Raw genomic sequence first — 24755 nt, 5'->3', positions numbered from 1 at the left:
CGATGCGCGGCATGAGTATCCGGGCCGTGATCGATGGTGTGGCGCACGAGTTCCCTTCCGGCCTGAGCGTGCTGGAGGCGCTGCGCAGCATCGGCGTCGAATTGCCGACGCTGTGCCACGACCCACGCCTGGAACCGGCGGGCCAATGCTGGGCCTGTTCGGTGGACATCGCCAATGCGCCGGGCGAAGCATTTCGAACACGACCCTCATGCCGCGAGCCGTTGCGCGATGGCAGCAGCATCCGCAGCACCCATGCCGCGCTCGACTCGTTTCGTCATGACCTGATCGGACAACTCGCGGCGCGCGTCGCGCCCGACGAGCAGGCGCGCTTCCCGGACAAGGCCCTGCACCGCCTGCTGCGCGAACACGGCATCGCCGGCAGCGCGCCGGCATCGCCGCCGGCGTCGATCGACACCTCGCATCCGTACATCCGCGTCGACATGAGCCGTTGCATCGCCTGCAGCCGCTGCGTGCGCATCTGCGAGGAAGTGCAGGGTGAGTCGATCTGGCATGTGTTCGGTCGCGGTCCGGACCTGCGTATCGCGACCGCAGGCGACGTGCCGCTGGCCGCGAGTGCTTGCGTCGGCTGCGGCGCCTGCGTCGATACCTGTCCGACCGCTGCGCTGACCGATGCCAGTGCCTGGCACGATCCCATCGCCGAGACCTGGACGCGCACCACCTGTGCCTACTGTGCGGTCGGCTGCGAACTGCAGGTCGGCGTCGCCGACGATCGCATCGTCAGCGTGCGCCCGGCGCTCGATGGTCCATCGAACCGCGGCCATGCCTGCGTCAAGGGCCGCTACGCGCACGGCTATGTCGATGCCGGAGACCGTGTCACCACGCCGATGCTGCGCCGTGATGGGCAGTGGCAGCGCGTCGACTGGGACGAGGCCGAAAGCGAAACGGTGGCACGGTTGCGCGGCATCCTGGCCAAGTACGGACCGGACTCCGTCGGCGTGCTCGGCTCTGCGCGCGGCACCAACGAAGAAGCATTCCTGACGCAGAAATTCGCGCGCCTCGTGCTCGGCACCAACAACGTCGACGGCTGCGCCCGCGTCTGCCACATGCCGAGCGCCGCGGCGCTGAAGCGCGTGCTCGGTACCGGCGCCGCAACCAACAGTTTCGATGACATCGAGCAGGCACGCTGTTTTCTGGTGGTCGGTGCCAATCCGCTCGCGAACCACCCGGTGGTGGGCGCGCGCATCCGTCAGCAGGTGCGCCGCGGCGCGCAGCTGATCGTCATCGATCCGCGCCGCACGCCGCTTGCCGAAATCGCCAACGTGCATCTGGCGCTGCGCGCGGGCAGCAATGTGCCGCTGCTGAACGCGCTGGCACACGTGCTGGTGGTCGAGAACCTGGTCGATCGCGCCTTCGTCGCGGCGCGTGTCGATGACCTGGACGAGTTCGTGAACTTCATCGCCGACTGGACGCCAGAGCGCGTCGCGCCGATTTGTGGCGTCGGCGCTGCCGATATCCGCAAGGCGGCGCGCCTTTACGCGGAACATATGCCGGCGATGTGCGTGCATGGTCTCGGGCTGACCGAGCATGTGCAGGGCACCGAGGGAGTGATGGCGCTGATCAACCTGGCACTGCTCACCGGAAATCTGGGCCGTGCCGGGGCAGGGGTGAACCCGTTGCGCGGACAGAACAACGTGCAGGGCGTGGCGGTGATGGGTTGCGAACCGGATTCGCTGACCGGCGGCGCCAGTCTCGCCGACGCTCGACCACGCTTCGAGGCACGCTGGGGTGCGCCCGTTCCGGCGCAGCCCGGCCTGAACGTGCTGGGCATGATCGACGCGGCACGTGCGGGGCGCTTGAAGGCCCTGTACGTGATCGGCTTCGACATTCTGGCGAGCCTGGCCAACGCCCGCGAGACTGCGGCGGCCTTGGCCCAGGCGGAGCTGGTGATCGTGCAGGACCTGTTCCTCAACGACACCGCGCGCGAGTTCGGGCACATCTTTCTGCCAGCGGTCACCAGTTTCGAGAAGGACGGCACCTTCATGAACTCGGAGCGGCGCATCCAGCGCATTCGTCGCGCCATCACACCGCGTGGTCACGCGCTGGATGACGCCACCATCCTGGTGCGTCTCGCTGCAGCCTTCGGCCACGGCACGCAATTCCCGAGCGCCGATGCGCAGCAGGTGTGGGACGAGGTACGCGAACTCTGGCCGGCCGGCGCGGGCATCAGCTATGCGCGCATGGAGCAGGGCGGAATCCAGTGGCCGTGCCGCGACGAGGCCCATGCCGGCACGACCATCCTGCACACCGAGCGCTTCGCCCACGGACCACGCGCCAGTCTGCGTCGCATCGACTACCACCCGACGGTCGAATCGATCGACGACGAGTACCCGTTCCTGCTCAGCACCGGCCGCGACCTGCACCAGTTCAACGTCGGCACCATGGGCGGCCGCACCGCGCAGAATCGACTTCGCCCGACCGACACCCTCGACATGCACCCGCAAGACGCCACCGCACTCGGCCTGCACGACGGCCAGGACCTGCGCGTGACCAGCCGCCACGGTAGCGTGGTGCTGCCACTGCGCCTTAGCGACGGCATCGTGCCCGGCCAACTGTTCACCACCTTTCACGACCCGGCCCGCGCCGTGAACCAGCTCACCGGACCAGCCCGCGACAACATCACCTCAGCGCCGGAATACAAGGTCACCGCGGTGCGGGTGGAGGGGATGCCAGCACGTGCAGCGTGAGGAACCAAGGTCGAGTGACCGTGGGTTACTCTGTACTAGACATAATATACATTGTGCGCTGATTGCGGCCGTTCAGATCGCTGCCAGCGCCTGGTCCAGATCGGCGATCAGTGCCGCAGGATCTTCGAGTCCGATCGAGAGGCGCACGAGGTTGAGCGGTACGCTGGCCGGTGCATCCAGACGACCCCAGTCGCGCACGCCGGCGACCGGGAATGCCAGCGATTCATAGCCACCCCAACTGGCTGCGAGCAGGAAGCGCTTGAGCGCATTGCAAAAGCGATCGATGGCGGCGAGGTCGGGCACGTCGAGTTCGATCGAGAACAAGCCGCTGGCGTGGTGCAGTTGCGCGGCGCTCAATTCGGGTTGCGTCGAATACGGTGTCACCGGTGCATGGACGCAGCGCACCTTCGGGTGCTTCGCGAGATGCGCAAGCACCGTGGCGGTGGTGGCGGCGATGCGCTCCAGCCGCACCGGCAGCGTGCGCAGGCCACGCAGCAGCAACCACGCATCGAACGGCGACAGGATCGCCCCGAGCGTCATGTATGGGCCATCGAAGACCTTGCGCAGCATCGCATCCGAACCGCACAGCGCACCGGCGATGACATCGCTGTGGCCATTCAGGTACTTGGTCGCCGAGTGCGCAACCAGATCAATGCCGAGCGCGACCGGCGATTGCCCGAGCGGGGTCGCGTAGCTGTTGTCGACCAGGGTGACGATGCCCCTGCCCTTCGCCAGCATCGCGATGGCGGCCAGGTCCTGCTGCTCGAAGGTCAGCGAGTTCGGACTCTCAAGCACGATCAGGCGCGTGGCCGGCGAGATCGCTGCCGCCACCGCGGCGGTATCGGCGGCGTCGACGAACACGCCGCGCATGCCGAATTGCGCCAGCAGCTTGCGCACCAGTTGTCCGGTCCAGAAGTAGGGCTTCTCGACGCAGAGCACCTCATCGCCGGCGCGCACGTTGGCGAGCACTGCGGCCGCCATCGCCGCGGCGCCGGAGCCGAACATCAGCGCGCGCTCGGCGCCTTCCAGCGCGGCAAGTTTCTTCGCCACGATCTCGACCGTCGGGTTGTTGCCGCGGGTGTAGACGTGGGCGTTGAACTCGTCGGCGAGGCGCGCGCGCATGGTCGCGATGTCCGGGTGCGCGAAGATCGCGCTCTGCACGATCGGCGGGATCACCGCATCGAAGTAGCGGTCGCGCTCCTCGCCCAGGTGGTTGATGATGAACGACAGGTCGCGCACCACCCTGCCCCGCTCAGTTCGCTTCGAGCGCGAGCCGTTCGCGCATCATCGCGACCACGGCGTTGTGCAGTTCGGGATCTTCCAGCGCCAGGTGCACGGTCGCCTGGACCATGCCGAGACGGTTGCCGCAGTCGAAACGGCGCCCGATGAAGCGATACGCCAGCACCGGGTCGTTGACCAGCAGCGCAGCGATCGCGTCGGTCAGCTGGATCTCGCCGCCACTGCCGGCGCGGGTCGTCTCCAGCAGCTCGAAGATCTTCGGCGACAGGATGTAGCGGCCGACGATGGCGAGCGTGGATGGCGCGACATCGGGCCTCGGCTTTTCGATCACGCCGCGCACGCGCGCCAGGTGGTCGTCGACACGCTCGGCCGAGACGATGCCGTAGCGGTGGGTGTGTTGGCGCGGGACGTCTTCGACCGCGATCACGCTGGCGCCATCGCGCTCGGCGATGTCGGCCATCTGGTGCAGTGCGCCGCGACCGCGGTTCCAGATCATGTCGTCGGGCAACAGCACCGCGAAGGGTTCGTCGCCGACGATCGCGCGCGCGCAGAGCACGGCATGACCGAGACCGAGGGCCTCGTGCTGGGTCACAAACACCGTCTGCACATGGCGCGGCAGGATGTCGCGCACCATCTCCAGCAACTCGTGCTTGCCGGCGGCTTCGAGCTTGGCTTCGAGTTCGTAGGCCTTGTCGAAGTAATCGGCGATCGCGTGCTTGTAGCGATTGGTGATGAACACCAGGGTGTCGCAGCCGGCCTCGACCGCTTCCTCGACCGCGTACTGGATCAGTGGCCGGTCGATCAGTGGCAGCATCTCCTTGGGCACCACCTTGCTGGCGGGCAGGAACCGGGTGCCAAGCCCGGCCACCGGGAACACGGCTTTGCGGATTCGCATCAGGAGACCGCCTTGTGGATCGAGACGATGTCTGCGTCGCGCTCGGTGCGCAGCTGGTCGAACTCCGGCACCAGCGACTGCAACAGGCGCAGCACTTCGTCTTCATCGAAGCGTCGCGCCGCGGCATCAAGCTTGTGCAGGCAAGGCGTCAGCTCGGTAAACGGCACCATGCGCGGCTGCGACAGGAAAATCTTCGGATGGCCGGTGCTTTCGTGGTTCTCCTGCTCATGGAACAGCTCCTCGAACAGCTTTTCGCCGGCCCGCAGGCCGGTGTAGACGATCTGGATGTCGCGCTCCGGCACCTTGCCGGCGAGCAGGATCATCTGGTCGGCGAGATAGCGGATGCGCACCGGCTCACCCATGTCGAGCGCGAAGATTTCGCCGCCGCGACCGAGTACCGCCGCCTGCAGGATCAGCTGGCAAGCTTCGGGGATGGTCATGAAGTAGCGCGAGATTTCCGGATGCGTGACGGTGACCGGGCCGCCGCGGTGGATCTGGTCGCGAAACAGCGGCACCACGCTGCCGGCGGAATCGAGCACGTTGCCGAAACGAACGGTGATGAAGTGCGTATTCGACTGCTGCGCCAGGCTCTGGCAGAAAATCTCCGCGGCGCGCTTGGTCGCGCCCATCACGCTCGACGGATTCACCGCCTTGTCGGTCGAAATCAGCACGAAGTTGTGCACGCCATGCCGATCCGCCGCCAGCGCCAGCGCCTGCGTCGCCAGCAGGTTGTTGCGCACCGCTTCGCGCACCTGCTGCTGCAACAACGGCACGTGCTTGAACGCCGCAGCATGGAATACCGCCTCGGGCCGAACGCGGCTGAACACGCGCTCGAGTGTCGCGGCGTCGCCACAGTCTCCCAGGATGGGATCGATCACCAGGTCTGGAAATTCGACGCGCAGTTCCTGCTCGACCTTGTACAAGTTGAACTCGGACAGTTCGAGCACGGCCAGGCGTTCGACACCGAGACGAGCGACCTGACGGCAGAGTTCGGAGCCGATCGAGCCGCCACCACCGGTGATCAGCACGCGCCGCGAGGCGAGCCCGGCGCGGATCGCGGTCCAGTCCAGTGACACCGGTTCGCGCCCGAGCAGGTCCTCGATCGCGACTTCCTTGAGTTCGTTGAAGTTGGATCGGCCTTCGACCACGTCCTCCAGTCGCGGCACGGTGCGAAACGGCAGCGTGGTCTGCTCGCAGATGCCGACGATGCGCTGCATCTGCTGGTTGCTCGCGGTCGGGATCGCGATCAGCACCATTTCCGCTGCGACCTCGCGCGCGATCTGCGGCAACTGCTCGATCGGGCCGAGCACTGGCACCCCATGCACATTGGCACCGCGCAGACCCGACTTGTCGTCGAGGAAACCGACTACACGGTACGCGCCCTCGCGACGCAGGTCGCGCACCAGGGTCTCGCCGGCGCGTCCGGCACCGAGCACCAGCACGCGCTTGACCGGGGCGCCACCGCTGTCATAGCGACTGTCCTTCCAGTAGCGATACGCCATGCGCGGCGTGCCGAGCAGCAGCATCAGCGCGATCGGATACATCAGCAGCACCGAGCGCGGCGTGCCCTCGAGCCGATCGAGGAAGAACAGACCGAGCGCGATCGCCAGCGCGCCGAGCACCGAGGCACGCGCGATGTTCCACAGGTCAGGCAGGCTGGCGAAGCGCCACAGCCCGCGATACAGGCCGGTCCAGGCCAGGATCAGGGTCTGCGCGACCAGCACGATCGCGTGCTCGGTGCCGAACCAGGCGACAACCGGCGGATCGATTTGCAGGTTCCAGCGCAACCAGTTGGTGCCGAACCAGGCCAGCCAGATCATGCACAGGTCATGTGCGACCACGGCGAGGCGCGGATGGAGGATGGCGATCAGTCGACGCAAGTGCATGCCCGCTATTGTGCCCGATGCGCGCGCCGCAGCGCACGTCGCGCAGCGATCCAGACGCCGATTCCGAGTCCGTAGACCGCGACCGCGAGTGCAAATTCCAGCAGTGGCGGATGCGCGCGCAGTTCGAGCAACGCCAGCGCCGGCAACACGATCAGCAGATTCCATCCCTGATAAGCGGCTACCACGCGCGCGGCACGCCAGCCGCGACGACGCAGCCATTGGTACAGGTGATCGCGATGCGGCTTGAGCCAATGGCGGGTGCGGCGCATGCGCCCGAACAAGGTGGCTGCCGCATCGACCATGAATCCGGACGACAGGATCAATGCCCCGCCCCACCCGATCAGTCCGCGATCCACCGCGACCAGCGAGAATGCCGCGACCAGGAATCCGAGCGAAATGCTGCCGACGTCGCCGAGAAACACGCGCGCAGGCGGCCAGTTGAACGGCAGGAACGCGAGCACCGCGGCCGCGGCCGCGGCGAACAGCACAGCCGCGGCATCTGCATCGTGCCGAGCCGCGAGCAACGCGAGCACGGAGAAAACGAACAGCGACTGGCTCGCGAGGTGCGCATCCGAGCCATCCATGAAGTTGTGCAGGTTCATCGACGCGACGCCCATCGCAATCAGCAACAGGCCCGCTTCGAACCAGTACTTGCCATCGAGCCCGCTGTTCGCGATGAAGGCCACCGCGAGCACCGTCGCCGCGAGCAGATGCACGGCAAGGCGCAGGCGCACCGAGCGCGCACGATGGTCGTCCGCGGCGCTGACGCCGGCTGCGAGCAGCAGCCCGGCGATCAGCGGCAAGGAGAACCCGGCGAGTGCAGCGGGCTGCACCGTGTGCTGGGCCAGCAGCACGAGCAGGATCGCGGCGACCGGGCCGATGCCGCCGCCACGCGGCGTCGGTGCTTCATGCAACCGCCGCCGCTCCGGCGCGTCCAGCAACTGCAGGCGCTGCGCGCGCCGGATCCACAACGCGGTCAGCAGCGGCGACACGAGCAGAGCCAGCGCGGGCAGCCACCAGAGCGACACGTCAATTGCCGGCGATGCCGTGCACCGGCTTGATCGTGCTCCACGACTTGCAGCCCGGGCACTGCCAGTGATGCGCGCGCGCACTGAACCCGCAACGCGAACAGCGGAACAAGGCCTGGCCGTCGAGCAGCTGCTTGAGCAGGTCGCGCAGACGTTCCAGCTGTTCGCGGGCGTCGCCGTGCAGGCCGCTCAATTGCAGATCGACCAGCTCGGCCAGGCCGCGTACTGAAGGCTTCTTGCTCAGGCGGTCGGAAAGAAAGCGAATGGCGGCCTCATCACCGTCGCGGTCGCGCACGCGACGCGTCATCTTGATCACCGGCGAGATGCCGGGATAGCGGCGCATCGATTCCTCGAGCATGGCGTCGATCGACTCGCGTCGGTCGAGCTGCTCCAACGCATCGAGCAGCGGCCCGATCGCGATCGGCAGGTACTCGATGTCGTTCTCGACCGCGCGCTCATAGGCATTGGCGGCGCGGCTCCAGTCCTGGCGTTCGTGCGCGAGGCGTCCTTCGATCAAGCGCGGACGCACCGCCAGCGGCGCCACCGTCACCGCCTCGGTCAGATAGGCGCGGGTCTGCTCGGCATCTTGTTTCACCGCCGCGTGCTCGGCCAGTTCGCACAGGAACTGACTGACCAGTTCCGCCTGTGATTCGCCGGTGATCTCCTCGAGCCGGCGCGCGTGTTCGATCGCGCGCTTCCAGTCGCGTTCCTGCTGGCAGATCGCGATCAGATGACGCAGCGCCGCCGGCGCATGCGCATCGATGCCGACCAGATCGGTGAACAACGTCTCGGCGCGATCGAGCAGGCCGGCACGCATGTAGTCCTCGCCCAGTTCGAGCAGCGCCAAGGACTTCTGCTCCGACGTCAGATTGGCGCGAGCGATCAGGTTCTGGTGCACGCGGATGGCGCGGTCGGTCTCGCCGCGGCGACGGAACAGATTGCCGAGTGCCAGGTGCGTCTCGACCGTCTGCTTGTCGATTTCGGCGATCTGCAAGAACACCTCGATCGCCTTGTCCGGCTGCTCGTTCAACAGATAATTCAAGCCGCGGAAGTAGTTGCGGCGCAGACGGTCGGCCTGCGCACCCACGGCAGCGCCGGGATCGCGTCGCGCCAGGATCCAGCCGGTGAGGAATGCGGCCAGTACCAGCAGGGCCAGTACCGACAGATCGAGCGTCATGGAGCGGCTGGTCCGCCCTGGCGGGCGATGCCGAGTTGCCGCTGCAGCGAGCGCATGCGCAGCCGCTGTGGGAGGATCACGGCGACGGCGAGCGTGGCACTGGCGAGCAGGAACCCGGCGAGCAGACTGGTCATCACTAGCAGACCCAGCGATACGTCCAGCGCCAGTACATGGAAATCGAGATGCACCACGGCATCGTTCAGCAGTGCAAAAGCGGCGGCGAGCAGCGCCACCAGCAGCGCCAGGACGATGACGATCCAGCGCTTCATCGCAGGCCTCAGTCGTCCGCGCCGTCGGCGGAGACGATGCCGTTGACGCGGTCGCGCAGTTCCTTGCCGGGCTTGAAGTACGGCACGTACTTGCCGGGCAGCGCGACGGAATCGCCGGTCTTGGGATTACGGCCCACACGCGGCGGGCGGAAGTGCAGCGAAAAGCTGCCGAAGCCGCGAATCTCGATGCGCTCGCCGGTCGCCAGCGACTGGCTCACGTACTCGAGGATTTCCTTGACGCCGAGTTCTACGTCATGGTGCGCGAGATGGATCTGGCGCCGCGCCATGGCTTCGATGAGTTCGGATTTCGTCATATCGGTCCGGACGGTTCTGCGTGGAAAAACAGCACCGCCGGCAGGGTGACTGCCGGCGGTGCAGTGGGACTTACTTGTTGCGCATCTGCTCTTTCAGCAGGGCGCCGAGCTTGGTCGTGCCGCCCGCTGCCGACTGATAGTCGGCTAGCGTGTCGGCCAGCTCCTGCTCGTCCTTGGCGCGAATCGACAGCTGCAGCGTGCGGCCCTTGCGGTCCATGCCGATGAACTTGGCTTCGACTTCGTCGCCCACCTTCAGGCGCGTGGTCGCGTCCTCGATGCGCTCCTTGGCGATGTCGTTGGCTCGCAGGTAACCCTCGACACCCTCGCCGAGGTCGATGGTCGCACCGCGCGCATCGACTTCCTTGACCGTGCCCTTGACCACCGAACCACGCGGGTTGTTGGCCATGAACGAGGCGAACGGATCCTGTTCGAGCTGCTTGATGCCGAGCGAGATGCGCTCACGTTCCGGATCGACGGCGAGCACGACTGCATCCAGGTTCTCACCCTTCTTGAAGTTGCGCACGAGGTCTTCGCCGGTGCCCTGCCAGGAGATGTCGGACAGATGGATCAGACCATCGATGCCGCCGTCGAGGCCGATGAACACGCCGAAGTCGGTGATCGACTTGATCGTGCCGGAGACCTTGTCGCCCTTCTTGTTCATGGCGGCAAAGGTTTCCCACGGATTGCTCGTGCACTGCTTCATGCCGAGCGAGATGCGGCGGCGCTCTTCGTCCACGTCCAGCACCATGACTTCCGACTCGTCGCCGACCTGGACCATCTTGCCCGGGTTGACGTTCTTGTTGGTCCAGTCCATTTCCGAGACATGCACCAGGCCTTCGACGCCCGGTTCCAGCTCGACGAAGCAGCCGTAGTCGGTGACGTTGGAGACCTTGCCGAACACGCGCGAACTCGACGGATAGCGGCGCGCGATGTTGACCCAGGGATCTTCGCCGAGCTGCTTGAGTCCGAGCGAAACGCGGTTGCGCTCGCGGTCGAACTTGAGCACGCGCACATCGAGTTCCTGGCCGACTTCAACCACTTCGGAGGGATGGCGCACGCGCTTCCAGGCCATGTCGGTGATGTGCAGCAGGCCATCGATGCCACCGAGGTCGACGAATGCGCCGTAATCGGTGAGGTTCTTGACCACGCCCTTGACCACGGCGTTTTCCTGCAGGCGCTCCATCAGCTGTTCGCGCTCGGCGCTGAACTCGCTCTCGACCACGGCGCGGCGCGAGACCACGACGTTGTTGCGCTTGCGATCGAGCTTGATGATCTTGAACTCGAGTTCCTTGCCCTCGAGGTAGCTGGTGTCGCGCACCGGGCGCACATCGACCAGCGAACCCGGCAGGAACGCGCGGACGTCGCCGATGTCGACGGTGAAGCCGCCCTTGACCTTGCCGCTGATGCGACCGTTGACCGTGGCGTTGGCTTCCAGCGCCTTCTCGAGTTCGTCCCAGACCATCGAGCGCTTGGCCTTCTCGCGCGACAGCACGGTTTCGCCGAATCCGTTCTCCAGCGAATCGAGCGCGACCTTGACCTCATCGCCGACGGCCACGTCGATCTCGCCCAGGTCGTTCCTGAACTGCTCGATCGGCACGATGCCTTCGGACTTCAGTCCGGCGTGGATGACGACCACGTCGGTGCGCACTTCGACCACGATGCCAGTCACGATGCTGCCCGGCTTCAGGCGCGACAACGAGGCTTGGCTCAGTTCAAACAGTTCAGCAAAACTTTCGGTCATGTTGGGTTCCAATGGGGATGAACCGTCGGACCGCTGCGCGGACCACGACGGGCTTGGGTGGATGGCGTTGCCGCCGTTGCGAATACCCGGCCGGAGCCGGAACCACGTCTGCGCCGAGTCGGCGGCGGGTCGATGTCAGACCAGGTTCGTCGGAACCAGGGCCAGCACGCGCTCCACCAGTTCATCGATGCCGATGCCGGTGGTGTCGATCAGGATCGCATCGGCTGCGGGCTTGAGCGGTGCCACCGGACGCTCGGCGTCGCGGGCGTCCCGCGCGAGGATCTCGCGCAAAAGGGCCGAGAGTGTAACCTCGAAGCCCTTTTGCTTCAACTGCTTATATCGCCTCTCCGCGCGCTCCTCGGCGCTCGCGGTCAGGAACACCTTGAGCACGGCATCGGCGAAGATGACCGTACCCATATCGCGCCCGTCCGCGACCAGCCCTGGCGCCTGCCGGAACGAGCGTTGCTTGTCGACCAGCGCCTCGCGCACCGCCGGCACCGCAGCGATCGCCGAGGCGGTCGCACCCGCCAATTCGGTGCGCAACTCGCTGCTCGACTCCACGCCGTTCACGAACACCAGCGGATCATCGCCTTTGCGATCAACGAACTGCACTGAAGTCTCGAGTGCGCATCGAGCCAGCGCGTCGTGGTCGTTGAGGTCGATGTCGGCCCAGCTAGCGGCCAGCCCCACCGCCCGGTACAGCGCCCCGCTGTCGAGGAAATGCCAACCGAGTTTCTCTGCCACCGCCCGCGAGATCGTCCCCTTGCCCGAACCACTCGGCCCGTCGATCGTCACCACCGCAATCCCCGATCTGTCCATGCGCATCCTCCGAAAGCGCGCATTGTAGGTCTCGCTTTCAGTGCGTGCGTTGTTTTGATCGGCGAGCCGCGCCAGCCTGACCGCGATTCTCGACGACGGGCTGCCGGGCTTCAATCAAGAGCGCCATCAGTCAAGGCGGGCGTTGACAATCTCACCGGCGGGGCTTCGTCAACTCGCGGCAGTCTCGATCTTCTCCACGCCGCCCGAGGATGGCAATGCCGCGCCAGTGCGGTTGCAGGCCGAGCAGATGGCGGTCGCCGGAGACGATGATGTCGGCGCAGGCAGTGAGCGCACAGGCGAGCACGTGGTCGTCGTCGGGATCGTCGGCGATCACGCGCGGGACTTCGGTCGGCACGACGATCTCGACGACGACGACGTAATCGGCCAGCACGCCGGTCGGGGTCTTGCCGATGGCGGCCATGGGCTTGACCAGATGCGGTCGCGCAAGCACTTCGGCCAGTTCGGTCAGCAGCGCTTCGCTGCTGTAGAGATGCACCGCCTCCGGCCGGCGGCGGATGGCTTGCAGGAGTCGGTACGGGGCGCCGTGCCAGACCAGGCCTGAGAGCGCGACATTGGTATCCAGCACCAGCCGCACGTCAGGCGCGATCCTTGGGATCTTGCGCTGCGGCCGCCCGGGCGCGCCGTTCGGCACGGGCAGCCTGAATCTCGGACTGGATCTCCTCTTCGGTCATCGGCTGCAGGCCGGCGGCTTCCATTGCCGGCGCAATCGCCATCAGCCGGTCCAGCGCCGCAATTTGTGCCTCCTTGCGGGCTAGGAAGTCCATGAAGTCTTCCACCTCCGCGCGGCGTTGTGGCGGCAAGGCCTTGAGTTTTTCGTACAGCACATCGGGATTGGCGCTCATGGCGTGGTCCTGTTAGCGGCTGGCGGAAGCGCGACGCCCGGCGCGGCCGCACTTGGGCATGCGTTCAACCGGATGGCGCATGATAGTCCGGGCAGCATCCAATCGGCGGAACCTTTGCAGGAGCGGCAGAATCGGCAACGGAGGGTAATGGATCGTGCGTCGCGACTACACCGGCATCACCGCGGTGGCGGCGGATCGGGCGACGCAATGCGTCGGCCATGCGGGGTAGTGCGCCGACTCTTGCCTTACCGCATGCGTGAGCGGTTTGCGATCGAAACCGTGCCTTGGGGAGTGAACCCACCCGCCCGAGGAGAAGTCCATGTCGTACCTGCGCTTGTTTCGATCGGTCCTGTCCGTGGTTGCCGTGCTGGCCAGCGCGACGGCTCTTGCGGGTGGGTTGCCCACCTTGACCGGGATCCAGCCTGCCGGCGCGAATGTGGCGGGCGGCAACTCGGTGCTGCTGACCGGGAGCAACTTTCCGCCCACCACGTTCGTCACCTTCGATGGCGTGGCCGCCAGCATCCTGAGGCTGGATGCCAACAACATCTACGTGACCGCCCCGGCGCATGCCGCCGGGACCGTTGCGGTGGTGGTCTACGACAACACGCGCTCGACCAGCGGTGCTCCGACGCTGCCGTTCACCTACAGCGAGGACTTCGACGCCAGCCGCGACTTCTCCGCGGTGCAGAATCCGGTCGGTGTCTGGACCTACGGGGTCGCGCCTACCGAGGGTCAGGCGATCACCGTCGCAACCGGCACGACGATCGATGGCTGCGTCGACACCTGGAGCGCGACCGACTTCTTTCCGGTGATCGGGCGCAACCGCACCGGCACTACCTGCAACCAGTACACCTGGTCCTGGCCAGCCGGAATGATCGGAATCCATCCGGACAACACCGCGGAATTCGGAGTGATCCGCTTCACGGTGCCCCAGGCCGGACGCTACGAGATCGACGGACTGTTCCTGTGCATCGACTATGTGGTGGCCTGCACCATCGACGTCTCGATCCGGCACAACCTGAGCAACGTGCTGTTCCAGAGCCCGATGAACCAGGGCGGCGTGCCCAAACCCTTCGGCCTGGTGCTCGACCTGAACCTCGGCGACACCATCGACTTCGGCCAGGGCAACGGCGGCAACGGCCTTCCCTACGACCAGATGGTGCTCGACGCCCATGTGCGCCCGGCTCTGTTCGGTGACGGCTTCGAAGAACTGAATTGATTGCCGTGCGCGGTATCCGCAGCCGGGAATGGGCGGCTAGAATCGGTCGCCCCCCGGTCCGGACCGCGCATGGACGACAGCTCCGATCTTTCGCAACGGTTCAGCGCCGCCCGCGCCGGCGATTCCGAGGCCCTCAATGCCCTGCTGCCCCTCGTCTATGCCGAACTCAAGCGCATCGCCCGCGCGCAGTTGGCGCGCGAGAAACCCGGACACACGCTGCAACCGACCGCGCTGGTGCACGAGGCCTGGCTGCGGCTGTTGTCCTCGCACTCGGTGGATTTCGCCGACCGCGCCTATTTCCTCGGCCTGGCCGCGACGATGATGCGGCGCATCCTGGTCAACCATGCCCGCGACAAGGCCGCCGACAAGCGTGGCGGCGGGATGGCCCGCACCGATCTGCCCGAGCACCTTGCCGCGCCCGCGCCCGATCCGGATCTGCTGGCGCTGGATGGCGCGCTCGAACGGCTCGCACAGCAGGACCCGCGCAAGGCGCGCGTGGTCGAGCTGCGCTACTTCGCCGGCATGGAGTTCGACGAGATCGCCGACCACCTGTCGCTGTCCAACGCCACCGTGCGGCGCGACTTCAGTCTGGCCAAGCTCTGGCTGGCCGAAGCGATGCGGGACTGAAATGAGCGGCGTCGCGCCCACGCTGTCGCGCTGGCCCGAAGTCGAGCGCGTGTTGGCCACGGTGATCGATCTGCCCGCAGCCGAGCGCGAATCGCAGATCGCCGCGGCCTGCGGCGGCGATGCCGCGCTTGCGGCCGACGTTCACCGGCTGCTCGGGCACGAGCACCGATTGCCCGATGCCTTGCCGGTGCAGTGGTTCGCGAACGTCGCTGAAACCGGCGAAAGCGAAGACTGGATCGGCACGCGGATCGGTCCGTACCTGATCGAGGCGCTGATCGGCGAAGGCGGCATGAGCCGCGTCTTTCGCGCCAGCCGCGCCGCGGACTTCCGCCAGCGCGTCGCGATCAAGCTGCTGCGCACGCTCCCCGACGCCCACGCGATGCGGCGTTTTCGCAACGAACGCGATGCACTTGCCGCGCTTGAACACCCGGGCATCGCGCGCCTGCTCGACGCCGGCGTGCTCGCCGAAGGCACTCCCTATCTGGTGCTGGAACTGGTTGAAGGGCGCAGTTGGGCAGGATGGCTTGGCGAATGCCCGGCAACGCCTGCGGCACGCATCGAACCGTTGCTGCAGGTGTGCGACGCGCTGCAGTACGCGCATGCGCATTCCCTGATCCATCGCGACCTCAAGCCCGGCAACCTGCTGGTCGGCAACGACGGCCGCGTGCGCCTGCTCGACTTCGGCGTGGCCCGACTGCTCGAAGGCAACAGCGGCACGCTGACGCGCGACGCCGGGATCGCATTGACGCCGGCCTACGCCGCTCCGGAGCAATGGCGCGGCGAAACCGCGACCACCGCCACCGACATCTACGCACTCGGCCTGCTGCTGCACGAGACCGTGAGCGCGACGCGAGTCTTCGCCGATGCCGACTGGCAGCAGGCGATGCAGCGCGCGCAGGCACCGGTGCCGCTGCCGAGCAGCTGTCGCGCGCCGCACGGACTTCCCGCGCGGCAACTGCGCGGCGACATCGACAACATCGTGCGCAAGGCCTGCGATCCCGATCCGCGGAGGCGCTATGCCTCGGTGGCGGCGGTCGCCGACGACCTGCGCGCCGTGCTGTCGGGCCGCCCGGTGTCGGCGCGTGCGCCGGCGACGCTGTATGTGGCGCGCAAGTTCATCGGGCGCCACCCATTGGGCAGCCTGCTCGCGGCTGCAGCCGTGTGCGTGATCGGCGCCAGCCTGGCCCTCGCCCTGCGCGAGGGCGCCCGTGCCGAGCAGCGTTTCCTGGAAGCGCGCTCGCTCGCCAACCGCACCCTGTTCGACTACAGCGATGCGCTGGCTGAAGTGGCCGGCACCTTGCCGATGCGCCGACGCATGGTCGACGACGCCCTGCGCTATCTGGACTCGCTGCGCGCGAGCGCGGGCAACGACGCCACGCTGTGGTCCGACCTCGCCCGCGGCTATCTGCAGGTCGGCGATCTCCAGGGCCATCCCTGGCAGCCGAACCTGGGCGATTTCGCCGCCGCGGCCGCAAATTACGACCAGGCGGCCGCGGCGCTCGCGCGCTGGCGCTCGTTGACACCCAACGACGGCACGCTGGCCGTGGTCGACGCGCGCCTGACCCTGCGCCGCGCCGTGCTCGCCCACCAGGGCGGCCGCCTCGATGACGCCGATCGCGACTATCGAGCCGCGACGGCGGCGTTCGCGGCGACCGCGGGGCTGGACGCGACCAGTCGCCTCGAATATGCCGAGGCGCTGGATGACTACGGCGATCTGCTCGGTGACCCGAGTCAGCCCTCGCTGCTCGACCAGGCCGGCGCCGCGGCGCGTCATGCCGAGGCCCGGCGCGTGCGCGAGGCACTGCTTGCCGCCGATCCCGACGACGACCGCGCGCACTTTGCGCTCGCCGGATCGCTGCTGCGCGCAGGCGACGCGGCCCTGGGCGAGCGCGACCTCGCCACGGCCGAGGCGCACTACGCGACGGCTCGGGCCGAGGTCGAGCGCGCCCTCGCCGCGGCACCCGCAAACGCCGTGCGACGACGTGAACTGGCCAGCATCGATACGCGCCGGGTCCAGGTGCTGGAACAACTGGAGCGCCGCAGCGAAGCGATCCGCGTGGCCGAGCAGGCGCTGCGCAGCACCGAGTCATTGCTGGCGGTCGATCCGGACAACGATCAACTGCGCCAGGGCGCCGGGGCCCTCCTCGGCGCGCTCGCCAAGCTGTTGCTCCAGGAAGGCCGCGCCGATGCCGCGGCGCCGCTGATCGAACGCCAAATCGCGATCAACCAGCTTCGCACCGCCACCGCACCCGAAGACCCGGATGTGGCGCTGGCGCTATCGCTGTCCTATCGGCGCCAGGGCGAACTGCGTGCCGCGCGCGGCGATCCGGCCGGCGCCATCGCCGCGCACCAGCAAGCGCTCGCGCTGCAGGAACCGATCGCGCCGCAGGCCGCGTGGTACGAGTCGAACCGCAGCATCAGCCTGCTGCACCTGGGTCGCCTGCACGCAGCCAACGGCGAGACCGCGCAGGCGCGCAGGCGCCTGGATGAGGCCACCCGTGCGATCGCCGCCCTGCACGCGGCCCACCCGGACACGCCGATGTTCACCGAGGACCTTGCCGACGTGCACGAGGCACTCGGTGACCTGGGCAGCACCGATGCGGCCGAACACTACCGCAGCGCGCTGGCCGCCCTCTCCGCCTTGCCGGCCGAGGCGCACACCCCAGCGGTCAGCGAGCGCGAACGGCGCCTGCGACAGAAACTTGTCCATCCATGACCCGCCGCGGCGGCGAGTGATCTTTCCGGGCGCGGCCATGCACGCGGCGGTGTCGCCGCGTGCGGCTTCCGTTTTCATGCGGGGCTGGTATGTTCGGTCGGCCGCTTGAGAGGGGGTCGTCGCGATGGATGAACTGTTCGCACCCGAGGAAACCGCCACGGTGCAACCGTGGAAGGTGATGATCGTCGACGATGAGCCCGAGGTGCACAATGTCACCCGTCTCGTCCTGTCGAACTTCCGCTTCGAGGGCCGGCCGCTGCTATTCCTGCAGGCGTATTCGGCCAGGGAAGCGCGCGGGTTGATCGCGCAGCATCCGGACACCTCGGTGATGCTGCTCGACGTGGTCATGGAGAGCGACCAGGCCGGGCTCGACCTGGTCAAGGTGATCCGCAACGAGATCGGCAACCGCTTCGTGCGCATCGTGCTGCGCACCGGTCAGCCCGGCCAGGCGCCGGAACAGGAAGTGATCGCCAACTACGATATCAACGACTACAAGGAAAAGACCGAGCTCACCGCGCAGAAGCTGTCGACGATGATGTACGCGACCCTGCGCGCGCATCGCGACATCATGACCATCGAGGCCAACAAGCGTGGCCTCGAGCGCGTCATCGAGGCGTCGGCCAGGATCTTCTCGCACCAGCATTCGCACGAGTTCGCCTCGGCCGTGCTCGGCCAGTTGACGACACTGGTCGGGGTCGAACGCGGCGCGCTCTATTGCAAGGTGCCGCGCCCGGCGGCGCAGACACCGGAGCACTTCGTGATCGCGGCGGCGAACGGCGACTACGCCCGTTTCGTCGACAACAACGCCGACGAGCGCCTGCCGCCGCACATCGCCGACACCCTGCGCGACGCCTACACGCGCAAGCGACACGTGTTCAACAAGGACCACTACGTCCTGCATTTCACCGACAGCCACCGCACCGAGAGCCTGCTCTACGTCGGCGAGACCTGGGACCTGACCCCGCTCGACATGAAGCTGGTCGAGGTGTTCTGCACCAACGTGTCGATCGCATTCGAGAACCTGCACCTGCAGCGCGAGATGTTCGACTCGCAGGTGGAAATCGTCACTTTGCTCGCCGGCGTCGCCGAGAGTCGTTCCAAGGACACGCTGAACCACGTCAAACGCGTCGGCCACCTCGCCGACCTGATCGGCGAGGCCTGCGGACTGGAATCCCGTGCGCGCGAAATGCTGCGATACGCAGCGCCGCTGCATGACATCGGCAAGATCGGCATTCCCGATTCGGTACTGAACAAGCCCGGGACGCATTCAACCGAGGAAACCGACGTGATGCGCACGCACGCGCGCATCGGGGCGCAGTGGTTGGCGGCATCGCGGCTGCCACTGCTGCAGCTGGCCGCGATCATCGCCGAGGACCACCACGAGAACTGGGATGGTTCCGGCTACCCGCGCGGCCTGCGCGGCGACGAAATTTCGATCGGGGGTCGCATCACCGCGCTCGCCGATGTCTTCGACGCACTCGGCAGCAAGCGATGCTACAAGGAAGCCTGGCGCGCCGAGGACATCCGCGCCTTCATCAGCGAACAGACCGGCAAGAAGTTCGACCCGCGCCTGGTACAGCTGTTGTTCGACAACTGGCAGCGCGCCGAGCAGATCCGCGCCCGCTTCCCCGACTGATCAGTCGATCGCTTCGAGGTCACCCTGCGGAAAGCGCAGCAGGAAGTGCACGCCATGCCCCGGCGCGCTCTCGCAGTCCACGGTGCCGCCGAGCATCTGCGTCACCAGGTTGTAGACAATGTGCATACCAAGCCCGGACCCGCCCTGGCCGCGCTTGGTGGTGAAGAACGGCTCGAAGATGCGCGTTCGCACCGTTTCGCTCATGCCACAACCGTCATCGCTGAAGTCGACTTCGATCTGGCCTTCGACGCAGCGCACGATGATGCGCACGGTGCCGTTCTCACGATTCTCGAACCCGTGCACCAGCGAGTTCATCACCAGATTCACGATCACCTGGTAAAGCGCACCCGGATAGGTGTGGGCGCGGATCGATGCGTCGCAGTCGACCAGCACGCGGTGCCCGGTGCGCTTGAGTCGCGGGTGCAACGAGGTCAGGATCTCGTCGAGATATTCGGCCAGATCGACGACGCGGCGCTGTTCGCTCGACTGATCGACGGCAACTTGCTTGAAGCTCTTGACCAGGTGGTCGGCGCGCTTGAGGTTGCGCAGGATCAGCTCCGAACTGTCGCCGGCGGTCGCGAGGTAGCCATCGAGATCGGAGCGCTTCATGCTGCCGTCGGCCACCAGCGTCTGGATGCGCCGCGATTCGGTGGACAGGTGCGAAGCCGCGGTGACGCCGATGCCGAGCGGCGTGTTGATCTCGTGCGCGACGCCGGCGACCAGCCCACCCAACGCAGCCATCTTCTCTGATTCGACCAGTTGTTTCTGCGCCAGGCGCAATTCGTCGAGGGTGCGGCGCAGTTGTGCGTTGGCGCCCTGCAGGTCGCGCGTGCGCGCGTCGACGCGATGCTCCAGCTCGCTGTTCAGGCGTTGCAGCGCCTCCTCGTGCTGCATGATGTCGCTGATGTCGCGCGAGACGCCGATCAAGCGTGTGGCGCGGCCCTGGGCATCCCGTTCGACCACGCGCCCGTAGGACAGCGCCCACAACCAGCCTCCGTTGCGCGTGGCGATGCGGAAGCTGGTCTTCAGTCGATCGCTCAAACCCTTCACTGCGGCGTGGTACGCATCCAGGAAGCCCTGCTGGTCGTCGGGATGCACCGCCGCAAAGATGTCCTGCACGCCGAGCCGATCGCGGTCCGGAATGACCGTCTCCGGATTGGGATTGCGGCGCACGATGCTGCCGCCAACGAGGTCGGCATCCCAGATCTCGTCGCCCGAGGACTCCAGCGCCATGCTCAGCCATTCCTCGCTCTGCTTGAGCCGGCGTTGCTCGTCGAGACGCTGACGCGCGTAGCGGGCGAGGCGCCCGAGCGCCAGCCAGCCGAGCAACAGCATCGCAGCGGCGTAACCCGTCACCGCCCACCAGGACCACCACGGCGCGGGCAGCACCCGCAACTGCAGCGCGTCCTGCGACTCGATCCAGCGATCACCGAACGGCCCGGTGGCGCGCAGCCGTAAGCGATAGTCGCCGGGCCGGAGGCTGGTGAAACTGGTGCTGGCGGTGCCCGCGGCCAACGCGATCCAGCGCTCGTCGAGGCCGTCAAGCTGGTAGGCGTAGCGAGTCGATGCCGCATCGATGAAATTGAGCGCGCTGAAATCCGCCTGCAGCACGGTGTCGTCGTGGCGCAGCAGCACACGCTCGCCGTCGCGTTCCGGGCGCCGCTCGGCGGACTCCGGGTCGTGATCCCGCGACCGACTCGGACCGAGCACGCGCAGCGCCGCCACGATCGGCGCCTTGGGTGGACGCGGTTCGGCCACCGCGCGCGGGTCGAAGATGGTTACGCCTTCCAGGCCACCGAACGCAAGCTCTCCGGCCGCGGTGATCGCCGCCGATCCGACAAAATAGCCGCGACCCTGGGCACCTTCGGCCGCGCCGTAGTTGACGATGGCGAGGTCGGCGATGCGCACGCGGGTGATGCCCACCGTATGCGCAACCCACAGGTGCCCGGCGCCATCGGGCAAGATCGAGGCGATTGCATCGGCGGCGAGGCCGCCGTCGCGACGAAGCGCGATGAACCCGTAGCGCCCGTCCGGCCCACGCCGTCCCCGGTTCAGGCCGCCTCCCTGCGTGCCGACCCAGAGTTGTCCCTCAGCGTCCTCGTACAAGTGGGTAACCAAGCTGCTGCTCAGGCTGCCAGCCCCGCCGTCTGCGCGGTAGGGCGTCAGCGTCTGCGTCGCGGCGTCGAACCGCACCAGGCCACCGGCACGCAAACCGAACCACAACGCGCCGTCGCGCGTCTGTCGCGTCAGATTGACGAATTGCAGCGGCAGTCGCTGGCCGCCCGAGATCTGCTCGAAACTCTCGAAGCCGGCGCAGGTCGGGCAGGTCCGCGCGACGCCGGCACCGATGGTCGCGACCCAAACGCGACCATCGCGGTCCTCGAACAGGCTCGAAACATTGCGCGCACGCAAGGAGGCCGGATCGTCAGCATTCGGCACGAATCGCTGGAAGCGGTCGGCACCGCCACGAAGCAGGCTCAGCCCGGCGGTCTGCGATCCCACCCAGAGGCTGCCATCGCGGGTTTCGAGCACGGCCTGCACCGACGATGCGCCGAGCGAACGAGGGTCTCCGGGTTCATGCAGCCAGTGCGTGTCCACCCCCGCGCGCGGATCGAGCCGCACCAGCCCGCCCTCCTCATTGAGGCCAACCCAAAGCTTGCCACCGGCCGCGGCGGCCAGGGCAGTGGCGGTCGGCCGCGGCAGGAAGCGCGGATCCCCCGGACGGAACGGCGCCAACCGGAAGCCGGTCGCCAGTGGATCATGCAAACTCACGCCGTTGGCCCAAGTCCCCACCCAGAGCAGTCCGTCACGATCCAGCATCATCGACTCGATGCGGTGCGCGCCAAGCCCGGTGCGCCCGTAGGGGTCGTAGTGCCAGGACAAAAACTCTCCGCGCTGCGGGTCCAATCGCCCAAGCCCGTTGAGAGTTCCGATCCAGAGCCGACCCGCACGGTCGAACTGCAGCGCGCGCACGGTGTCGCTGACCAGGCCGTCTGCCCGCTGCAGTCGCCGCGGCGCGGCGTCGGCAGCGGGCCAGTGCAGCAGTCCGGCATCGCCCGATCCCAACCAGAGGCTGCCATCTGGACCCTCGCTTACGGAGTAGCAATCGGGCGCCTCGCCGCGCTCATCGAGCCAGCTGCGCAACAGCACGCCCTCTCCGTCGAGTTCGTACAGACCGCTGCGCGTTGCCACCAGCAGGTGGCCATCGCGCCGGAACTGGAGATCGCGGGTAGCGTTCAGTCCGGGCAGTTCAGTTGCATCGCGCACCCGCACGAAATGGCGCTGGCCGGGCACGATGTATTGCAATACTCCGGCCGAAGTCGCCAGCCAGACGCGGCCCTGCCCGTCCACGGCCATCGCCGTGACCGCATCGCCAGCCAGTGCGCCCGGCTCGTCCGAACCGTGCGGGAATCGCTCGAAGCGCTCGCTCTGCGGATCAAAACGATTCACGCCTCCGGCCGCGGTCCCCACCCAGATGCCACCCTCGCGGTCCTCGACCAGGGTCCAGATGTGATTGTCGGACAGCGAATCCGGCTGTGTGGCCAGCGCGCGAAAGGTGCGGATGCGCACGCCGTCGCTGCGATTCAGGCCGTCGAGCGTGCCCATCCAGACGAAACCACGGCGATCCTGCAACAGCGCGCGCACCGTCGCCTGGCTGAGTCCGTGCTCGACCGTGATCGAACGAAAGCGCACGCTGTCGACCACCGGGGCACCGCCCGCGCTGGCAACCGTCGCAAGGAACGCGGCCACGACGACGATGCAGGAAAGCCACAGGCGATGCATGGGACGAGGCTATCGCTGCGACCGCACGCCGACAACCGTGACGATTCTTGATTGCCCCGAGCATGTTGCACCGCGATAATCGGGCGTTCGCACCATCCCACCCACTGGAGTCGCCATGTCGCAAAATCCCGTTGTCATCGTCGGCGCGAAGCGCACGGCGCTTGGGTCGCTGCTCGGTCAGTTCACCGGTGTTGCGACGCCGCAACTGGGTGCTGCGGCGATTCGCGCGGCGCTCGCGCAGGCTGGTATCGCCGGCGACCAGGTCGAGGAAGTGTTGATGGGCTGCGTGCTCCCGGCGGGCCTGGGCCAGGCGCCGGCGCGTCAGGCGGCACTCGCCGCTGGCGTCTCCACCGCAGCGGCCTGTCTAACCTTGAACAAGGTCTGCGGCTCGGGCATGAAGGCAATCATGCTCGGCCATGACGCGCTCAAGCTCGGAAACGCGAGCGTGGTCGTCGCCGGTGGCATGGAGTCGATGACCAATGCTCCGCACCTGCTGCCGGGCAGTCGCACCGGCGTCAAATATGGCGGTTTCGAGGCATTGGATCACATGGCCTGGGACGGTCTGGTCAATCCCTACGACAAGCAGTCGATGGGCGTGTTCGGCGAACTGTGCGCGGACAAGCTCGCCTTCACCCGCGAAGCGCAGGACGCGTTCGCCGCCGAATCGGTGCGGCGCGCGCTGGCAGCGCAGGCTTCCGGCGCGTTCAAGAACGAGATCGCGCCCGTTACCGTCGCCGGTCGCAAGGGTGATGTCGTCATCGATAGCGACGAACAGCCGGGACGCTGCGACATCGGCAAGATCGGCACGCTGAAGGCCGCCTTCAAGAAGGACGGCACCATCACCGCAGCCAGTTCCTCGAGCATCAACGACGGCGCCGCGGCGACGGTGCTGATGCGCGAAAACGACGCGCGGGCGCGGGGTCTGCGGCCGATCGCACGTGTGCTCGGACACGCCACCCACGCCCAGGAACCGGCCTGGTTCACGACTGCGCCGGCGCCGGCAATCGCGAAGTTGCTGAAGCAGGTCGGGTGGTCGGTCGCCGACGTCGATCTGTTCGAAGTCAACGAGGCCTTCGCCGTGGTGGCGATGGCAGCGATGCAGGAACTGGGCATCGCGCACGAGCGCATCAACGTCAACGGCGGCGCCTGCGCACTCGGTCATCCGATCGGCGCCAGCGGTGCTCGCATCGTGGTCACGCTGATCCACGCGCTCGCTGCGCGCGGGCTGAAAAGGGGCGTGGCGTCGCTGTGCATCGGCGGCGGCGAAGCGACCGCGATCGCGATTGAACTCGTGTAATATCCCGCCCCGACCTTGTCACCCCTCCGCGACCGACTGGCAGGCCAGCCCGGCGGCGCGGAAAGGTCGTGTCTTTCACTGACTCCTTGGAGAAAACCCATGCAACTGAACAAGCTCGCCCTGATCGCCGCACTCGCCGCCGCCCTGGCCGCCTGCGGTGGTGATGCCCAGCAAGCCGCCGACACGGCCGCCACCGAAGCCACTCAGGCTGCGGAACAGGCTGCCGACGCCGCCGCCGCTGCCGCCACGGAAGCCGCCGCCGCCACGACCGACGCAGCCACCGACGCCGCCGCTGCCGCGGGCGAAGTCGCTGCCGATGCCGCGACCGCCGCGGGTGAAGTCGCCGCCGATGCCGCAACTGCTGCTGGCGAAGTCGCTGCCGACGCCGCTGCCGCTCCGGCCGATGCCGCCGCTCCGGCCGAAGAAGCGCCGCAGCAGTAATCCGCTTCGCTGCTTGCAAGACCATGAAACCGCCGGGGCAACCCGGCGGTTTTTTGTTGCGCGCTCGCTAAACTCGCCGCTTCCTCCAGGAACGCCTGCC

At 67.2% G+C, this 24755-nt stretch carries 19 protein-coding genes; 7 read left to right on the top strand and 12 right to left on the bottom strand.

What is annotated here, in order from left to right:
- The first annotated feature begins 11 nt into the window (after positions 1–11).
- Positions 12–2705 carry a formate dehydrogenase subunit alpha gene (gene fdhF, locus IPG63_16185; GenBank protein MBK6728733.1) on the top strand — a complete coding sequence of 898 codons (2694 nt, stop codon included), beginning with the start codon at positions 12–14 and terminating at the stop codon, positions 2703–2705.
- 72 nt (positions 2706–2777) lie between these two features.
- On the opposite strand, the gene IPG63_16180 is transcribed toward fdhF, so the two are convergent.
- The 11 genes from IPG63_16180 to IPG63_16130 form a co-directional block, all read right to left on the bottom strand.
- Complete coding sequence (locus IPG63_16180) at positions 2778–3944, bottom strand: aminotransferase class V-fold PLP-dependent enzyme (protein ID MBK6728732.1); 1167 nt, start codon at positions 3942–3944, stop codon at positions 2778–2780.
- 13 nt (positions 3945–3957) lie between these two features.
- Positions 3958–4839 (bottom strand): UTP--glucose-1-phosphate uridylyltransferase GalU, encoded by an 882-nt coding sequence (galU, locus tag IPG63_16175; GenBank protein ID MBK6728731.1) that lies wholly within the window; start codon positions 4837–4839, stop codon positions 3958–3960.
- Positions 4839–6725, bottom strand: coding sequence for a polysaccharide biosynthesis protein (locus IPG63_16170; protein ID MBK6728730.1), 1887 nt, complete (start codon positions 6723–6725; stop codon positions 4839–4841). The genes galU and IPG63_16170 overlap by 1 nt, the downstream gene beginning before the upstream one ends.
- A gap of 5 nt (positions 6726–6730) precedes the next feature.
- Positions 6731–7753 carry a glycosyl transferase family 4 gene (locus tag IPG63_16165; GenBank protein MBK6728729.1) on the bottom strand — a complete coding sequence of 341 codons (1023 nt, stop codon included), beginning with the start codon at positions 7751–7753 and terminating at the stop codon, positions 6731–6733.
- 1 nt (position 7754) lies between these two features.
- A complete protein-coding gene (lapB, locus tag IPG63_16160; protein MBK6728728.1) occupies positions 7755–8930 on the bottom strand; it encodes a lipopolysaccharide assembly protein LapB in 1176 nt (391 codons plus the stop codon).
- On the bottom strand, positions 8927–9199 hold the full coding sequence (locus IPG63_16155; GenBank protein ID MBK6728727.1) for a LapA family protein: 273 nt from the start codon (positions 9197–9199) through the stop codon (positions 8927–8929). Before IPG63_16155 ends, lapB begins: the two co-directional genes overlap by 4 nt.
- 8 nt (positions 9200–9207) lie before the next feature.
- Positions 9208–9513, bottom strand: coding sequence for an integration host factor subunit beta (locus IPG63_16150; GenBank protein ID MBK6728726.1), 306 nt, complete (start codon positions 9511–9513; stop codon positions 9208–9210).
- A gap of 70 nt (positions 9514–9583) precedes the next feature.
- Positions 9584–11254 carry a 30S ribosomal protein S1 gene (gene rpsA / locus IPG63_16145; protein ID MBK6728725.1) on the bottom strand — a complete coding sequence of 557 codons (1671 nt, stop codon included), beginning with the start codon at positions 11252–11254 and terminating at the stop codon, positions 9584–9586.
- 135 nt (positions 11255–11389) lie between these two features.
- The gene (locus IPG63_16140) at positions 11390–12073 is read right to left on the bottom strand and encodes a (d)CMP kinase (GenBank protein MBK6728724.1); all 684 of its coding nucleotides are present in this window, start codon (positions 12071–12073) and stop codon (positions 11390–11392) included.
- Between the two features lie 151 nt (positions 12074–12224).
- Positions 12225–12725: a putative toxin-antitoxin system toxin component, PIN family gene (locus IPG63_16135; GenBank protein MBK6728723.1), complete on the bottom strand. Its 501-nt coding sequence runs from the start codon at positions 12723–12725 to the stop codon at positions 12225–12227.
- The gene (locus IPG63_16130) at positions 12670–12936 is read right to left on the bottom strand and encodes a hypothetical protein (protein ID MBK6728722.1); all 267 of its coding nucleotides are present in this window, start codon (positions 12934–12936) and stop codon (positions 12670–12672) included. Before IPG63_16130 ends, IPG63_16135 begins: the two co-directional genes overlap by 56 nt.
- A gap of 319 nt (positions 12937–13255) precedes the next feature.
- On the opposite strand from IPG63_16130, the gene IPG63_16125 reads away from it, so the two are divergent.
- The 4 genes from IPG63_16125 to IPG63_16110 all read left to right on the top strand — a co-directional run bounded on the left by IPG63_16125 (position 13256) and on the right by IPG63_16110 (position 19134).
- A complete protein-coding gene (locus IPG63_16125; GenBank protein ID MBK6728721.1) occupies positions 13256–14155 on the top strand; it encodes an IPT/TIG domain-containing protein in 900 nt (299 codons plus the stop codon).
- A 69-nt stretch (positions 14156–14224) separates the two neighbouring features.
- Positions 14225–14782: a sigma-70 family RNA polymerase sigma factor gene (locus IPG63_16120; protein MBK6728720.1), complete on the top strand. Its 558-nt coding sequence runs from the start codon at positions 14225–14227 to the stop codon at positions 14780–14782.
- 1 nt (position 14783) lies between these two features.
- Complete coding sequence (locus IPG63_16115; GenBank protein ID MBK6728719.1) at positions 14784–17498, top strand: serine/threonine protein kinase; 2715 nt, start codon at positions 14784–14786, stop codon at positions 17496–17498.
- Positions 17499–17622: 124 nt separating this feature from the next.
- A complete protein-coding gene (locus IPG63_16110) occupies positions 17623–19134 on the top strand; it encodes a DUF3369 domain-containing protein (GenBank protein MBK6728718.1) in 1512 nt (503 codons plus the stop codon).
- On the opposite strand, the gene IPG63_16105 is transcribed toward IPG63_16110, so the two are convergent.
- The gene (locus tag IPG63_16105) at positions 19135–22917 is read right to left on the bottom strand and encodes a PAS domain-containing protein (protein ID MBK6728717.1); all 3783 of its coding nucleotides are present in this window, start codon (positions 22915–22917) and stop codon (positions 19135–19137) included. It abuts the gene before it with no gap.
- Between the two features lie 115 nt (positions 22918–23032).
- On the opposite strand from IPG63_16105, the gene IPG63_16100 reads away from it, so the two are divergent.
- Complete coding sequence (locus tag IPG63_16100; protein ID MBK6728716.1) at positions 23033–24214, top strand: acetyl-CoA C-acyltransferase; 1182 nt, start codon at positions 23033–23035, stop codon at positions 24212–24214.
- Between the two features lie 99 nt (positions 24215–24313).
- Positions 24314–24655: a hypothetical protein gene (locus IPG63_16095; GenBank protein ID MBK6728715.1), complete on the top strand. Its 342-nt coding sequence runs from the start codon at positions 24314–24316 to the stop codon at positions 24653–24655.
- The last annotated feature ends 100 nt before the right edge of the window (positions 24656–24755 follow it).

Source organism: Lysobacterales bacterium (assembly GCA_016703225.1).
In the GTDB taxonomy this organism is placed as follows: domain Bacteria; phylum Pseudomonadota; class Gammaproteobacteria; order Xanthomonadales; family Ahniellaceae; genus JADKHK01.
This window is presented reverse-complemented; position numbering and strand designations above follow the sequence as displayed.

Coding starts and splice junctions, on each gene's coding strand:
- IPG63_16125 (MBK6728721.1), top strand. CDS start 13,256: ATGTCGTACCTGCGCTTGTTTCGATCGGTCCTGTCCGTGGTTGCCGTG.
- galU (MBK6728731.1), bottom strand. CDS start 4,839: ATGCGAATCCGCAAAGCCGTGTTCCCGGTGGCCGGGCTTGGCACCCGG.
- IPG63_16150 (MBK6728726.1), bottom strand. CDS start 9,513: ATGACGAAATCCGAACTCATCGAAGCCATGGCGCGGCGCCAGATCCAT.
- IPG63_16120 (MBK6728720.1), top strand. CDS start 14,225: ATGGACGACAGCTCCGATCTTTCGCAACGGTTCAGCGCCGCCCGCGCC.
- IPG63_16130 (MBK6728722.1), bottom strand. CDS start 12,936: ATGAGCGCCAATCCCGATGTGCTGTACGAAAAACTCAAGGCCTTGCCG.
- IPG63_16110 (MBK6728718.1), top strand. CDS start 17,623: ATGGATGAACTGTTCGCACCCGAGGAAACCGCCACGGTGCAACCGTGG.
- IPG63_16170 (MBK6728730.1), bottom strand. CDS start 6,725: ATGCACTTGCGTCGACTGATCGCCATCCTCCATCCGCGCCTCGCCGTG.
- rpsA (MBK6728725.1), bottom strand. CDS start 11,254: ATGACCGAAAGTTTTGCTGAACTGTTTGAACTGAGCCAAGCCTCGTTG.
- fdhF (MBK6728733.1), top strand. CDS start 12: ATGAGTATCCGGGCCGTGATCGATGGTGTGGCGCACGAGTTCCCTTCC.
- IPG63_16155 (MBK6728727.1), bottom strand. CDS start 9,199: ATGAAGCGCTGGATCGTCATCGTCCTGGCGCTGCTGGTGGCGCTGCTC.
- lapB (MBK6728728.1), bottom strand. CDS start 8,930: ATGACGCTCGATCTGTCGGTACTGGCCCTGCTGGTACTGGCCGCATTC.
- IPG63_16095 (MBK6728715.1), top strand. CDS start 24,314: ATGCAACTGAACAAGCTCGCCCTGATCGCCGCACTCGCCGCCGCCCTG.
- IPG63_16140 (MBK6728724.1), bottom strand. CDS start 12,073: ATGGACAGATCGGGGATTGCGGTGGTGACGATCGACGGGCCGAGTGGT.
- IPG63_16105 (MBK6728717.1), bottom strand. CDS start 22,917: ATGCATCGCCTGTGGCTTTCCTGCATCGTCGTCGTGGCCGCGTTCCTT.
- IPG63_16100 (MBK6728716.1), top strand. CDS start 23,033: ATGTCGCAAAATCCCGTTGTCATCGTCGGCGCGAAGCGCACGGCGCTT.
- IPG63_16115 (MBK6728719.1), top strand. CDS start 14,784: ATGAGCGGCGTCGCGCCCACGCTGTCGCGCTGGCCCGAAGTCGAGCGC.